This window comes from Gramella sp. AN32, assembly GCF_023718305.1.
In the GTDB taxonomy this organism is placed as follows: domain Bacteria; phylum Bacteroidota; class Bacteroidia; order Flavobacteriales; family Flavobacteriaceae; genus Christiangramia; species Christiangramia antarctica.
In genome coordinates, this window is sequence record NZ_QEYO01000014.1 from 1 (window position 1) to 13,929 (window position 13,929).

13 protein-coding genes and 1 riboswitch are annotated in these 13,929 nt (G+C 39.3%); all 13 genes read left to right on the forward strand.

Annotation, left to right across the window (positions count from 1 at the left end; genetic code table 11):
- Positions 1 to 151 precede the first annotated feature (151 nt).
- The 13 genes from DHD80_RS14200 to metH all read left to right on the forward strand — a co-directional run bounded on the left by DHD80_RS14200 (position 152) and on the right by metH (position 13,652).
- Positions 152 to 571, forward strand: coding sequence for an Rrf2 family transcriptional regulator (locus tag DHD80_RS14200; protein ID WP_251742119.1), 420 nt, complete (start codon positions 152 to 154; stop codon positions 569 to 571).
- Between the two features lie 100 nt (positions 572 to 671).
- A complete protein-coding gene (locus DHD80_RS14205) occupies positions 672 to 932 on the forward strand; it encodes a DUF2061 domain-containing protein (RefSeq protein WP_251742120.1) in 261 nt (86 codons plus the stop codon).
- Positions 932 to 1,561: a phosphoadenosine phosphosulfate reductase family protein gene (locus tag DHD80_RS14210; protein ID WP_251742121.1), complete on the forward strand. Its 630-nt coding sequence runs from the start codon at positions 932 to 934 to the stop codon at positions 1,559 to 1,561. The genes DHD80_RS14205 and DHD80_RS14210 overlap by 1 nt, the downstream gene beginning before the upstream one ends.
- A gap of 11 nt (positions 1,562 to 1,572) precedes the next feature.
- Positions 1,573 to 2,472: a sulfate adenylyltransferase subunit CysD gene (cysD, locus tag DHD80_RS14215; protein WP_251742122.1), complete on the forward strand. Its 900-nt coding sequence runs from the start codon at positions 1,573 to 1,575 to the stop codon at positions 2,470 to 2,472.
- An 11-nt stretch (positions 2,473 to 2,483) separates the two neighbouring features.
- Positions 2,484 to 3,728: a GTP-binding protein gene (locus tag DHD80_RS14220; RefSeq protein WP_251742123.1), complete on the forward strand. Its 1,245-nt coding sequence runs from the start codon at positions 2,484 to 2,486 to the stop codon at positions 3,726 to 3,728.
- 261 nt (positions 3,729 to 3,989) lie between these two features.
- Positions 3,990 to 6,083 (forward strand): HEPN domain-containing protein, encoded by a 2,094-nt coding sequence (locus tag DHD80_RS14225; protein WP_251742124.1) that lies wholly within the window; start codon positions 3,990 to 3,992, stop codon positions 6,081 to 6,083.
- Complete coding sequence (gene cobA, locus DHD80_RS14230; protein ID WP_251742125.1) at positions 6,049 to 6,861, forward strand: uroporphyrinogen-III C-methyltransferase; 813 nt, start codon at positions 6,049 to 6,051, stop codon at positions 6,859 to 6,861. Before DHD80_RS14225 ends, cobA begins: the two co-directional genes overlap by 35 nt.
- 6 nt (positions 6,862 to 6,867) lie before the next feature.
- Positions 6,868 to 7,461 carry a bifunctional precorrin-2 dehydrogenase/sirohydrochlorin ferrochelatase gene (locus DHD80_RS14235; RefSeq protein WP_251742126.1) on the forward strand — a complete coding sequence of 198 codons (594 nt, stop codon included), beginning with the start codon at positions 6,868 to 6,870 and terminating at the stop codon, positions 7,459 to 7,461.
- Positions 7,454 to 8,518, forward strand: a complete 1,065-nt coding sequence (locus DHD80_RS14240) for an NAD(P)/FAD-dependent oxidoreductase (RefSeq protein WP_251742127.1) — start codon at positions 7,454 to 7,456, stop codon at positions 8,516 to 8,518. Before DHD80_RS14235 ends, DHD80_RS14240 begins: the two co-directional genes overlap by 8 nt.
- A gap of 187 nt (positions 8,519 to 8,705) precedes the next feature.
- Positions 8,706 to 9,128 carry an OsmC family protein gene (locus tag DHD80_RS14245; protein WP_251742128.1) on the forward strand — a complete coding sequence of 141 codons (423 nt, stop codon included), beginning with the start codon at positions 8,706 to 8,708 and terminating at the stop codon, positions 9,126 to 9,128.
- On the forward strand, positions 9,128 to 9,637 hold the full coding sequence (locus tag DHD80_RS14250; RefSeq protein ID WP_251742129.1) for a hypothetical protein: 510 nt from the start codon (positions 9,128 to 9,130) through the stop codon (positions 9,635 to 9,637). Before DHD80_RS14245 ends, DHD80_RS14250 begins: the two co-directional genes overlap by 1 nt.
- A gap of 81 nt (positions 9,638 to 9,718) precedes the next feature.
- Positions 9,719 to 9,825, forward strand: a riboswitch (SAM riboswitch).
- Positions 9,826 to 9,873: 48 nt separating this feature from the next.
- Entirely contained in the window at positions 9,874 to 10,911 is a 1,038-nt protein-coding gene (locus DHD80_RS14255; protein WP_251742130.1) for a homocysteine S-methyltransferase family protein, read from the forward strand.
- A gap of 62 nt (positions 10,912 to 10,973) precedes the next feature.
- Positions 10,974 to 13,652 (forward strand): methionine synthase, encoded by a 2,679-nt coding sequence (gene metH, locus DHD80_RS14260; protein WP_251742131.1) that lies wholly within the window; start codon positions 10,974 to 10,976, stop codon positions 13,650 to 13,652.
- The last annotated feature ends 277 nt before the right edge of the window (positions 13,653 to 13,929 follow it).

Consider the following 13,929-nt stretch of genomic DNA (forward strand, 5'->3'; position numbering starts at 1 on the left):
CTGATAACTGATAACTGATAACTGATAACTGATAACTGATAACTGATAACTGATAACTGATAACTGATAACTGATAACTGATAACTGATAACTGATAACTGATAACTGATAACTGATAACTGATAACCCGGATTTTCACTAAATTCGTTTCATGCTTTCAAAAAAGACTAAGTACGGAATAAAGGCAATGGCGTATATCGCCAGAAAAAAAGACAGAAAACCGGTTCAGGCATCGGAGATTTCGGAAAGTGAAAATATTTCACAGAAGTTCCTGGAGAGTATTTTATTAGAATTGCGAAAATCGATGTTTCTAGGTTCCAAGAAAGGAAAAGGTGGTGGTTACTACCTTATTAAAGAACCGGCAGATATTAAAATGACTGCGGTGATAAGGGTTTTGGAAGGGCCTATTGCGATGGTTCCTTGTGTAAGCCTTAATTATTATGAAAAATGTGATGACTGCCCTGATGAAAAAACCTGTTCGGTGCATAAATTAATGATTCAGGTTCGGGATGCATCATTAGAGGTGCTTGGGGATAATACATTACAGGATATCGCGACATTCGATCAGTAATGTTAAAATAAGAATTTAAATAGGAAAATAATTGGTAGAACGGAAATTCAACTATAGTTTTGTTCAAAACCTAGTAAACCGATAGGATATAAGTTAAATAATGATTTCAGAAATGTTTATAGAACAATCGAAGACTAAAACTTCTTATAAAAAAGATAAGGTTTCTGAAAAACCTATTAGGAGTATTGTAAAAACTATTAGTTGGAGAATAATTGGAACAATGGACACTATAGCCATCTCGTGGATCTTAACAGGGCAGGTGAGTACTGCGCTGGCAATTGGATCTGTAGAATTAGTGACAAAGATGTTGTTGTATTTTGGGCATGAGAGAATTTGGGATAAGATAAATTTTGGAAGGTAATGAGAAAGTATACAGAAAAAGAGTTAAAAACTCTAAATAGTCAATTAAGGGGAGTTGCTCCTTCTGAAATTATCCAATGGGTTTTGACCAATAGTAAAAAACCTGTTGTAACTACTAATTTTAGGCCCTATGAGGCAGCTATTTTGCATGCGGTCATAAATGCAAAAGCAGATATGACGGTTATCTGGTGCGACACTGGTTATAACACGCCTCAAACTTATAAACACGCTGCAGAGGTGATTGATTTACTCCACTTAAATGTGAAATTATATGTACCAAAGCAAACAGTGGCCCATCGTAATACCATATTTGGAGGGATTCCCCAAGTGGATAGTCCGGAACATCAAAAATTTACCGAGCAGGTGAAATTGGAGCCTTTTAAGAGGGCTATGAACCAGCAGCAACCTGATTTATGGTTTACTAATCTAAGGAAGGGCCAAACCGCGTTTAGGGATAGCATCGATATCCTTAGTTATAGTAAAGATGGTATTCTAAAAGTAAGTCCTTTTTATCATTGGAGTGACGAAAAGTTAGATAGCTACTTAAGAACGCACCACCTTCCAAATGAATTTAAATATTTTGATCCCACCAAAGTTCTGGCAAACAGAGAATGTGGTTTACACGCTTAATAAAGAGATAAATGAGTTCAATTTTACATCAAAATACGTTAGAAAGCGAAGCTATTTACATCTTTAGGGAAGTAGTAGCGCAATTTGAAAATCCAGTACTGTTATTTTCTGGTGGAAAAGATTCTATTACCCTGGTGAGGCTGGCGCAAAAAGCATTTTATCCGGCTAAGATACCGTTTCCACTAATGCATATAGATACGGGGCACAACTTCCCTGAGACTATTCATTTTAGAGATCAGCTGGTGGAAGAATTAGGCTTAAATCTTATTGTTCGAAAAGTACAGGACGATATAGATAATGGGGTTTCCATTGAAGAAAAAGGAAAATATTCCAGCCGAAATTCGCTCCAAACAAACACGCTGCTAAACGCCATTGAAGAATTCAAATTTGATGCCTGTATTGGTGGAGCGCGCAGGGATGAAGAAAAGGCCAGGGCGAAGGAAAGAATTTTCTCTATTAGAAACGATTTCGGGGAATGGGATGAAAAGAATCAGCGTCCTGAGGTTTTTGATATGCTAAATGGAAGAATTGACATAGGCCAGAATGTTCGTGTTTTCCCAATTTCAAACTGGACAGAACTGGATGTTTGGAGTTATATAGATTCAGAAAATATTGAAATCCCTTCAATTTACTTTGCCCATGAGAGGGAAATATTTGAAAGGGATGGTTTAATCTGGACCGCTTCAGAATATGTTTATAAAGAAGATCATGAAGTTACAGAGAATAGAAGAGTAAGGTTTAGAACCGTTGGTGATATTACCTGTACTGCGGCGGTAGAATCTAAAGCAGATTCGGTTCAAAAGATAATTCAGGAAGTACGGGATTCTGCGATTTCAGAAAGAGGAGCACGAATAGACGATAAAAGATCAGAAGCGGCAATGGAAACCAGAAAACAACAGGGTTATTTCTAAAAAAGAAAAAAATGGAAGTTTTAAAAATAGCAACAGCAGGAAGTGTAGACGATGGTAAAAGTACCTTGATTGGAAGGCTGCTTTACGATACCAAGTCGTTAACTTCAGATAAAATTGAAGCCATTGATAGGGTGAGCAAAAAAAATGGCCTGGACTATCTTGACTTTTCACTTGCTACAGATGGTCTTGTAGCCGAAAGGGAGCAGGGGATTACCATAGATGTGGCGCATATTTACTTTTCCACACCAAAGAAAAGTTACATTATTGCCGATACTCCCGGGCATATTGAATATACCCGAAATATGGTGACCGGAGCATCTACGTCACAAACATCTATTATTCTTATAGATGCCAGAAAGGGAGTTATCGAGCAAACGTATAGACATTTCTTTATCAATAATTTATTGCGGGTTAAAGAAGTAATCGTCGCCGTAAACAAAATGGACCTTGTTAATTATTCTGAAGAAGTATTCAATGATATTGTTGAGGATTTCCAGGACTTAAGAGCCCAGAGCAACTTCAAAGATCAAAAGTTGACTTTTATTCCCGTAAGTGCTTTGTGGGGTGAGAATATTGCTGAAAAATCTACAGCAATGCCATGGTATGAAGGGCAAACAATTCTTGAGCATTTAGAGGACCTTAAACCCGAAGATTTTGCAGAGCAAAGCCAGGCAAGATTCGCAGTTCAAACGGTTATTCGTCCTAAAACCGATAAATTCCACGATTATAGGGGCTATGCTGGAAAAATTAGCGGAAGTAGTTTAAAAGTAGGTGACAAGGTTAGTGTATTACCATCTTTGAAAAAATCGACGATTAAAGAAATACATTTTTTCGATGAGTCATTCCAGGAGGCTCCTGCGGGAAGTTCGGTTTCCATTACCCTGTCAGATGATATTAATGTAGCGCGGGGAGATATGTTGGTGAGATCTTCTGAAGTGCCTACAGAAACAAAATTACTCGATGCTACCGTTTGCTGGATGGATAATAAAGCCCTGATTCCTGGGGCAAAGTATGTATTACAGCACAATACCAACGGTATTTTGGCCAAAATTGATAAAGTTAAAGGCCATGTAGACTCAAATTTCGGGAAAGAAGAGGAAGGATCAAGCCTTCATCTCAATGATATTGGAAGTGTAAGAATTAAATTAAGTAAGCCAATTTTCGCTGATAGTTACAGTGTAAATCGCAGTAACGGAAGATTTATCCTGGTAGATACACAAACAAATACAACTGCAGGAGTTGGTTTTATCAAATAAAGGAATTAAACACAGTGAAACAATTTATTATGAATGTTCTGTCAAAAATGTGTATGCGCCATTTATCGCACCCTTAAAAGCCTGTTTTATAAACTGAATTATAAAAAAGTCCTTTTAAGTTAGAAAGTTAAAAGGGCTTTTTTCATTAATGAGTTTTCAAATTTGTGGGCCGTAATGTTGTCCCAATAGCTGTCGGGATGTTTCAGCATCTCTTAAGAACAGATTGAAAGTCTCAAAATAAAGAAATTAAAAGAAAAGATCATGCAAAGTTTTAGAACCGAAATCGAAAATCCTGTCGTTGAAAAAGATATCATCGATTTAGAGAAAAAGATAAGGCTGTTCCGGGAAGGAAAAGCCGATGAGGAGAAATTCCGAAGCCTGCGTTTGGCACGTGGTGTTTACGGGCAAAGGCAGGCTGGGGTTCAGATGGTTCGTATAAAACTGCCGTTTGGTAAAGTAACTTCTGAGCAATTACATAGAATTGCCGATGTTTCCGATGAATATTCCAAAGGCCGTTTGCACATTACCACCCGCCAGGATATACAAATTCATTACGTGAGTTTAGATAGAACTCCAGAATTATGGGCGCAGCTGGAAAGAGACGATATCACCCTGCGTGAGGCCTGTGGAAATACCGTTAGAAATATTACTGCTTCCCCAACCGCCGGGATAGATCCTAAAGAACCGTTCGATGTTTCGCCTTATGCTGAAGCAGCTTTCAAATTTTTTCTGCGGAATCCGATCTGCCAGGAAATGGGAAGAAAATTTAAAATTTCTTTTTCTTCTTCAGATGAAGATACGGCGCTCAGTTATATCCATGATCTTGGATTTATCGCCAAACAACAGGACGGAAAACGTGGTTTTAAGGTGATGTTAGGTGGCGGACTCGGTTCCCAGCCAAGGCATGCAGATGAATTATACGATTTTCTTCCGGCAGAAGAAATCATTCCCCTGATTGAAGGTGTTTTAAGAGTATTTGACCGTTATGGAGAACGCTCAAAACGATTAAAAGCCAGGATGAAATTTCTAATCAAGGATATTGGGAAAGAAGCATTTATGGAACTCGTGGAAGAGCAGAAAACAGCCCTTTCTCAAAAACAGCCCAAATTCGAAATCGAAAAATTTGAAGCTGCTCCAACTTTACAGGAAGTTGAAGTTCCTTCCGTAGAAATTGGAAATCAAAAAGATTTTGAGACCTGGAAGAATACAAACGTTTCTGCCCAAAAGCAGGAAGGATTGTTTGCTGTGGGAATTCGTGTTCCGCTAGGTGATTTTTATACCGGTGGTGCAAGACAACTGGCCGATCTGGTAAAAAAATATGCGGGAAATGAGATCAGGTTAACACTGAGACAGGATATTTTAGTTCGTCATGTACGTAAAGAATTTCTGCCTTTCTTTTATTCAGAATTGAAAAAGCTTGGCTACGCTGAAACCGGTTATGATAAAACAGTAGATATCACGGCATGTCCCGGAACCGATACCTGTAATCTTGGGATCGCCAGCAGTACCGGTATTGCTGAGGTACTGGAGGATGTATTAAAGGAAGAATATCCGCAATTTATTAACGGAAAGGATATCACCATAAAAATAAGTGGATGTATGAATGCCTGTGGGCAGCATAATATGGCTGAAATTGGTTTTCAGGGAATGTCTATCAAAGTTGGAAAGACGGTTGCCCCCGCACTACAGGTATTGCTTGGCGGAGGTACGATAGGAGACGGTCAGGGAAGATTTGCCGATAAAGTAGTGAAGGTTCCCAGTAAACGTGGACCTGAAGCTTTACGGGTTCTGTTAAATGATTTCGAAGCAAATTCAGAATCAGAAGAAAAGTTTGCTGAATATTACGATCGTAAAGAAAAGACCTATTTCTACGATCTATTAAAAGACCTGGCAGATACGTCAAATCTTACTGAAAATGATTTTGTGGATTGGGGTCATGAAAAACCTTATATACAGGCGGTTGGTGTAGGTGAATGTGCCGGTGTGATCATAGATCTAATTGCGACCTTACTTTTTGAAAGTGAAGAAAAGATTGATAATGCGAAAAGCGCACTGGAAAGAAACGACTGGGCAGATAGTATTTACCATTCTTACACTTCCATTGTGAATTCAGCCAAAGCTTTATTACTGGCGGAAGATGTGAAAACAAATACTCAGGCCGGGATCATTGCCCAATTTGATGAACTTTTTGTTGAAACAGGTAAAATTGAATTAGCTACAACTTTCAAGGAATTTGTTTATCAATTAAATGAAAATGAGCCATCCCAGGCTTTTGCAAATAAATATTTAGAAGACGCGCATTTATTCCTAAAAAGAGCAGATGCATTTAGAACAAAGGAGGTACAAAATGTATAACTCACCAAAATTAAGTGTAGTAGGAGCAGGTCCGGGCGATCCTGAGTTGATCACGATCAAAGCCGTAAATACATTAAAAACTGCCAATGTGGTTTTATATGATGCATTGATCAACCGGGAACTGTTGGAATACGCGCCACAGGCGGAACATATTTTTGTAGGGAAGCGAAAAGATAAACATCGTTTTCCGCAGGAAGAGATCAACGAATTAATCGTGAAATACGCTTTGGAAAGAGGTCATGTGGTAAGATTGAAAGGCGGTGATCCTTTTATCTTCGGAAGAGGTTCAGAAGAGATCAATTACGCCAGAAGTAAAGGTCTGGAAACTGCCGTGGTTTCAGGAATCACCTCCTCCATCGCAGTTCCGGCCAATAGTGGAATTCCCCTTACGCAGAGAGGAACTTCAGAAAGTTTCTGGGTAATCACAGGAACCACTTCCCAGAAAAAATTATCTGAGGACGTTCGGCTGGCTGCGCAATCAACAGCCACTGTGGTGATTTTGATGGGAATGGGAAAACTGAAAGAAATCGTGGAGGTTTTCAAAGGCTTCGGAAAAGAAAATATTCCGGTGGGAATAATTCAGAATGGAACCACGGTGAATGAGCGATCTGGTTTTGGCACCATCCAGACTATTGAAAAGGTAGTTTCAGAAAAACAACTGGGCGCACCGGCAATTATCGTCATTGGCGAAGTAGTAAAAGAAGCGAATGCTTTGCAGAAGGCTTTTCAGAATGTGATTGAAGAAGATGAATATTTTAATACCCCCTTTGGGGGTTAGGGGGCTATGGAAGATAGAAACGAATTATATCCTGTATTTCTAAAGGTCGACAAACTAAATATTCTGGTTGTTGGCGGAGGAAATGTGGGCCATGAAAAATTACATTTTCTGTTCAAATCCAGTCCCAATGCAAATGTTGAAGTTGTTGCCAAATGGTTTTTACCGGAAACGGAAGAATTGGCTAAAAAGCACGGTGCAAAACTTATCAAAGGCAGGTATAAAGGAAAATACCTTAAAAAGAAGCATTTTGTGATCGCCGCAACCAACGATCCCAAATTGAACAAGAGGGTACATCGGGATGCGAAAAAACGATACCTACTCGCCAATATTGCCGATACACCAGAGCTTTGTGATTTTTATATGGGTGGAATTGTAAATAAAGGACATGTGAAAATTGCCATATCAACCAACGGTAAATCACCCACCACAGCGAAAAGATTACGACAATTTTTTGAAGAAGTAATTCCTGAAAATGTGAATCAAATGGTTGAAAATTTAAATGAATACCGCAAGTCCATTAAAGGTGATTTTGAAGCTAAAGTGGAGCAAATGAATACAATAACAGAATCCTTAATCGTAAAAAAAGAGAAAAATGATTAAAACAGACATCCTGATAATAGGAGCAGGACCAACTGGGTTGTTCACCGTTTTTGAAGCGGGACTCCTCAAGCTAAAAACACATTTAATTGATGCTTTGCCACAACCTGGTGGGCAGTGTTCAGAAATTTATCCAAAAAAACCCATATATGATATTCCGGCATTCCCAGAAATTCTTGCCGGTGACCTGGTAAAAAACCTGATGGAGCAAATCCGGCCGTTTGAACCAGGCTTTACACTGGGCGAACGTGCAGAAACTTTAGAAAAACTGGATGACGGCACTTTCATTGTCACCACAAATAAAGGAACACAGCACCACGCCCCGGTAATTGCCATCGCTGGCGGACTCGGATCTTTTGAACCAAGAAAACCACCTATTGCAAATATTGCCAAATTTGAGGACAAAGGAGTTTCTTACTTTATTAAAGATCCGGAAGTGTATCGCAATAAAAGGGTTGTAATTTCAGGTGGTGGGGATTCCGCTCTTGACTGGGCAATTTATCTAGCTGATATTGCTTCTGAAGTTGCTTTAGTGCATAGAAGAGCCGAATTCCGTGGAGCTTTAGATTCTGTAGAAAGAGTTTCAGAATTAGCCAAATTAGGCAAAATAGAAATGATTACCAATGCTGAAGTGGTAGGCCTAACGGGTGAAGATATCTTGGAAAAGGTAGTCATTCGTCATAAAGACCAGGCAAGGGGAGAAGAATTTAAGGAAGTAGATGATTTTATCCCATTATTCGGACTCTCTCCAAAGCTTGGACCCATTGGCAGCTGGGGTCTTGAAATTGAAAAGAATGCGATCAAAGTCGATAATTCTTATGATTACCAAACCAACATTCCCGGAGTTTATGCCATTGGCGATGTGAATACCTATAAAGGTAAACTAAAACTGATCCTTTCCGGTTTTCATGAAGCCGCGATCATGTGTCAGAGTGCTTACCAGCGAATTTATCCAGATAAAAAATATGTGTTGAAATATACTACTGTGGGCGGTGTTGAAGGATTTGATGGTACAAAAAAGGAGGCAAAAAGAGAAGTGGTTCAGAGTATCGGAGTTTAATTAGCCAATTATACTGCTTGTTTTAACCTGCGGAAACTTTTCCGCAGGTTTTTTAGTCTTGTATGACCAGGATTTATTTTAGGATCTGCTAAAAATGGAAACTGCTCCCTTTTTTTAAAAGAATGGTGGCAGTAGAAAGATGAAGGGGAGATCAGATTTTTTGTAAATTCGATGAAAATTTAAAAATATGAAGGTCAGCTTAAAACGAATCAATGATAATTACCTTTTTGAAACTAAGAATGAGCGGGGGGATATTGTTCTTTTAGATAATAAATCTGAAGAAGAGCCAAAAGGTTCCAGCCCAATGGATCTTATTCTTAGGGGAATTGCCGGTTGTAGCAGTATTGATGTTGTGATGATTTTGAAAAAACAACAGCATGAACTGGATGATCTTCAGGTTGAGGTGGAAGGTTTTCGTGAAGAAGGGGCAATTCCAAATGTTTTCAAAAAGATTCACCTCAATTTTATTTTGAAGGGGGATATTCCTCCGGCTAAAGCCGGAAGAGCAGTAAAGTTATCCATGGACAAGTATTGCTCTGTTTCAAAAATGTTAGAGAAAGCAGCTGAAATTTCTTACTCTGTTGATCTTAATGGAAAAAAGGTATCCTAATGGAATCTTTTGAAACGAGAATAGTAAAAACCTGGAAGCCGTCTAAATGGTTGCGAACGCTAGGAATTGTACTATTGGTTGCCAGCGCCGCAAGTGTTTTCGTTTGGAAGCCTGACATTCCCTGGTTAAGCGTATTATCCTATTTTGTGTATGCAATTACTTTTTTGTTTGCTTTAAGTTTATCCTTTATCAAATCAAAAAATCTTGGCGGGATTTTTATTTCAGAAGAAAATATTGAGATCGATTTTCAGGGAGAAAAACAGATTTTTTTGATTTCAGATCTAAAACAATTAGGGTTTAATAATCGGGGATACGGCAGTTTTTGGAAACATAAAATTCAGGAAAATAAGGACCATCTTTATTTTATGGATGGCTCTGGTGATAAATACGATTACGAAATTAGTATTCAGAATAAAGAGAAGAAAGAAGGGTTAAAACAATTTTTAAAGGTAGTAAAACCAAATTCTCCTTTTAAAGTGGAAGGACAAACCGGCAGGTATTCCTTTTAATTTCCTGTTTAAATTTATCTCAAATCTATTGTATTTTCGGGGCTGATGCCTATATTTGCCTATAAGTTCATAAAATTAATGTCGTTATCAAGAAAGGTTGAGGGATTAGACCCGCTGAAACCTTGGCAACCCTCCTGTAATGGGAGAAGGTGCTAAATTCTACCACGCCTGGCGTGGATAGATAACAAAGAATACTTCCTATTTTCTTTTTTTGATAATGATGTACAATCAATACTATGTCAAAACTAGAAGAATTACTCTCTCAAAAAATATTAATACTCGATGGTGCCATGGGTACCATGCTTCAGGAATATAAATTTTCTGAAGAGGATTTCCGTGGAACACGTTTCGCAGACTGGCCGGTTTCCCTTCAGGGAAATAACGACCTGTTGTCTATTACCCAACCTGAAGCGATCGCGACGATTCATCGTAAATATTTTGATGCCGGAGCCGATATTGTGGAAACTAATACCTTCTCCGGCACCACCATCGCTATGGCCGATTATAAAATGGAAGATCTGGTTTATGAACTCAATTATGAGTCGGCCAAAATTGCCAAAGCGGTGGCAGAAGAAGTAACGGCTGAAAATCCTGAAAAACCAAGATTTGTAGCCGGTGCTATAGGCCCCACCAACAAAACTGCTAGTATGAGCCCAGATGTGAATGATCCCGGTTACCGGGCGATTTCATTTGAAGAGCTCAAAATTGCTTATCGTCAACAAGCTCAAGCCCTGATTGATGGAGGGGTTGATATTTTACTGGTGGAAACTGTTTTTGACACCTTAAATGCTAAAGCGGCCCTTTTCGCAATCGAAGAATTAAAGGAAGAACTTAATATTGATATTCCCGTGATGGTGAGTGGTACCATAACAGATGCCTCTGGGAGAACGCTTTCAGGCCAAACGGCAGAAGCTTTTCTTATTTCGGTGTCCCATATTCCCTTGTTGAGTATTGGATTTAATTGTGCTCTGGGAGCAAAACAATTAACCCCACATCTTGAAGTTTTAAATCGATATTCAAAATCAGGAATTTCGGCCTATCCAAATGCCGGATTGCCGAATGCATTTGGGGAATACGATCAGGATGCACAGGAAATGGCAACCCAAATCGAAGAATATCTCGAAAAAGGATTGGTGAATATTCTGGGCGGCTGCTGCGGAACCACTCCAAAACATATAAAAGCCATTGCTGAAGTAGCTGCAAAATACGAACCTAGAAAAATTAATTTAAAAGAGGATCCCCGTCATGCTGAACTTGATTCAGCAGCGAATTAGAAATAGCATAATGATTCAGACCCTGAAATAAACTCAGGGTGACGGAACACAAAGAATATAGAATGTCAGAAATAAGATCTTTAAAGCTGTCCGGACTCGAACCACTGGTAATTACGCCAGAAACCAATTTTGTAAATGTTGGTGAACGTACCAATGTTGCAGGTTCAAAGAAGTTTCTTAGACTCATCAAGGAGGATAAGTTTGATGAGGCTTTAGAGGTAGCCCGAGAACAGGTAGATAATGGGGCGCAAATCATCGATATTAATATGGATGATGGCCTTATTGAGGGGAAAGAAGCCATGGTTAAATTCCTGAATCTGGTTGTTGCAGAACCTGATATTGCCCGAGTTCCTATCATGATAGACAGCTCAAAATGGGAAATTATAGAAGCCGGTCTACAGGTAGTTCAGGGAAAATGTGTGGTAAACTCGATTAGTCTTAAAGAAGGTGAAGAGGAGTTTATCAGTCATGCGAAAAAAATCAAACGCTACGGCGCAGCGGTGGTCGTTATGGCTTTCGATGAAACGGGCCAGGCCGATAATTACGAACGTAGAATTGAAATTACAAAACGTTCCTATGATATTTTAGTAAACCAGGTGAAATTCCCTCCCGAAGACATCATTTTTGATCTGAATATTTTTCCGGTCGGCACGGGAATGGACGAGCATAAAAGAAATGCTATAGATTTTATTGAAGGAACACGCTGGGTAAAAGAAAACCTTCCGCATTGTAGTGTGAGTGGGGGAGTTAGTAATGTTTCCTTTTCTTTTCGTGGAAATAATCCCGTGAGGGAAGCCATGCATTCGGTGTTTTTATATCATGCCATCCAGGCTGGAATGAACATGGGAATTGTGAATCCGTCGATGCTGGAGGTCTACGATGAAATTCCAAAAGATCTTCTGGAGCATGTGGAAGATGTGATTTTTGATCGAAGAGAAGATGCAACCGAGCGACTACTTTCTTTAGCTGAAAATGTAGTTGGTAAAAAGAGAGAAAATAAGATAGATCTTTCCTGGCGGGAGAACCCGTTACAGGATAGAATTACGCACGCTTTGGTAAAAGGGATCGATGCCTATATTCTGGAAGATATCGAACAGGCACGGCAGGAAGCTGAAAGACCTCTGGACGTTATTGAAGGTCATTTAATGATTGGGATGAATGTGGTTGGGGATCTTTTTGGAAGCGGAAAAATGTTCCTGCCACAGGTAGTGAAATCAGCAAGGGTAATGAAAAAAGCCGTTGCCTATTTGCTACCTTACATTGAAGCAGATAAATCTAATGTAAGGCGATCGGCTGGTAAGATTTTAATGGCCACTGTAAAAGGAGATGTACACGATATTGGTAAAAATATAGTGGGTGTTGTTTTGGGCTGTAATAATTATGAGATTATAGACCTGGGCGTAATGGTGCCATCAGAAAAGATCATTGAAACCGCAAAAGCTGAAAATGTAGATGCGATAGGCCTTAGCGGACTTATTACCCCCTCGCTTGATGAAATGGTTTTTCTGGCAAAAGAAATGCAACGGCAGAATTTTGAAGTGCCGTTACTCATTGGAGGTGCTACAACTTCCAAAGCGCATACCGCGGTAAAAATAGATCCACAATATCATTTTGCGGTAGCACATGTTAACGATGCTTCGCGTGCGGTAACTGTGGTTGGCGATCTATTAAAAGAAAGCACCCGGGAAAAATACAAAAGTGATCTTAAGACCGAATATGATAAATTCAGGATCAACTTTAAGAAGCGCAGTAAAGTAAAAAGCTATTTAAAGCTGCCGGAAGCACGGCGAAATAAATTTAAAATTGACTGGAAATCCGCCAATATTATAAAACCTAATCAATTGGGAATTCAGGTGATAGAAGATTTCGATTTAAAAAAGCTGGAGGAATATATAGACTGGTCCCCGTTTTTTAGAAGCTGGGATATGCATGGCCGTTATCCTGATATTCTGAAAGACGAGAAAGTAGGCGAGCAGGCGCAAAGTCTTTTCGACGATGCCCAGGTTTTATTGCAACGTGTTTTGAATGAAAAACTGTTGAAGGCGAAGGCAACTTTTGGTTTGTTTGAAGCAAATTCTATTGACGACGATGATATTGAAGTGAAATATAAAGAAGCTTCAGAAGAGAAAAAGATCGTTTTCAGAACCCTTCGGCAGCAACTTAAGAAGTATGCTGAAAAGCCAAATTTCGCCCTGTCAGATTTTATCGCGCCAAAAGAGAGCGGAATCCAGGATTATATAGGATGTTTTTGTGTCACCACAGGTTTCGGAACCCAAGAACTGGCGGCTAAATTTGAGAAGGATTTTGACGATTATAATTCAATTATGATCAAGGCGCTGGCCGATAGACTGGCGGAAGCATTTGCAGAATATCTGCATAAGGAAGTCCGCCAGAATTACTGGGGATATGCTTCTGAAGAGAATCTGAGCAAAGAAGAATTAATCAAAGAAGAATATAAGGGCATTCGGCCTGCACCCGGTTATCCCGCCTGTCCCGATCATCTGGAAAAACTCAGTATCTGGGAATTATTAAAGGTTGAGGAAAATATTGGCGTGAAGCTTACCGAAAGCCTGGCTATGTGGCCGGCGGCAAGTGTAAGTGGATACTATTTTGCCAATCCTGAAGCCAGGTATTTTGGTTTGGGAAAAATGAAAGAAGATCAGGTAAAAGATTTCGCTAAAAGAAAAGGAATAGATTATAAGAAAGCCGAGAAGTGGCTAAATCCGAATATCGCGGAATAGTATTGAGTAGGTAGTATTTAGAAGTGAGTATTTATATTTGAGAACGCGAGAGTTTAAAGGTATAAAGAATAAAAGACGTATTAAAAGCTCAGTATGATCAATGAATAGTAATGATAGTGCGGAGCATCGAGTATTTAAAATTGAGTAGAAATATATAATATTGAATTCTGAATATTGAATTTTTAGAATAGGATATGCGTTAGGGACCTGCCTCGCCGGCAGGCAGGTTGTAGCGGCATCCTTTTACCGTCATGCTAAGCCTGTCGAAGCATACGGC

Bases quoted from the DNA above. Each gene is read 5' to 3' on its own strand.
- DHD80_RS14200 (WP_251742119.1), top strand. From the start codon at position 152: ATGCTTTCAAAAAAGACTAAGTACGGAATAAAGGCAATGGCGTATATC.
- DHD80_RS14205 (WP_251742120.1), top strand. From the start codon at position 672: ATGATTTCAGAAATGTTTATAGAACAATCGAAGACTAAAACTTCTTAT.
- DHD80_RS14210 (WP_251742121.1), top strand. From the start codon at position 932: ATGAGAAAGTATACAGAAAAAGAGTTAAAAACTCTAAATAGTCAATTA.
- cysD (WP_251742122.1), top strand. From the start codon at position 1,573: ATGAGTTCAATTTTACATCAAAATACGTTAGAAAGCGAAGCTATTTAC.
- DHD80_RS14220 (WP_251742123.1), top strand. From the start codon at position 2,484: ATGGAAGTTTTAAAAATAGCAACAGCAGGAAGTGTAGACGATGGTAAA.
- DHD80_RS14225 (WP_251742124.1), top strand. From the start codon at position 3,990: ATGCAAAGTTTTAGAACCGAAATCGAAAATCCTGTCGTTGAAAAAGAT.
- cobA (WP_251742125.1), top strand. From the start codon at position 6,049: ATGCATTTAGAACAAAGGAGGTACAAAATGTATAACTCACCAAAATTA.
- DHD80_RS14235 (WP_251742126.1), top strand. From the start codon at position 6,868: ATGGAAGATAGAAACGAATTATATCCTGTATTTCTAAAGGTCGACAAA.
- DHD80_RS14240 (WP_251742127.1), top strand. From the start codon at position 7,454: ATGATTAAAACAGACATCCTGATAATAGGAGCAGGACCAACTGGGTTG.
- DHD80_RS14245 (WP_251742128.1), top strand. From the start codon at position 8,706: ATGAAGGTCAGCTTAAAACGAATCAATGATAATTACCTTTTTGAAACT.
- DHD80_RS14250 (WP_251742129.1), top strand. From the start codon at position 9,128: ATGGAATCTTTTGAAACGAGAATAGTAAAAACCTGGAAGCCGTCTAAA.
- DHD80_RS14255 (WP_251742130.1), top strand. From the start codon at position 9,874: ATGTCAAAACTAGAAGAATTACTCTCTCAAAAAATATTAATACTCGAT.
- metH (WP_251742131.1), top strand. From the start codon at position 10,974: ATGTCAGAAATAAGATCTTTAAAGCTGTCCGGACTCGAACCACTGGTA.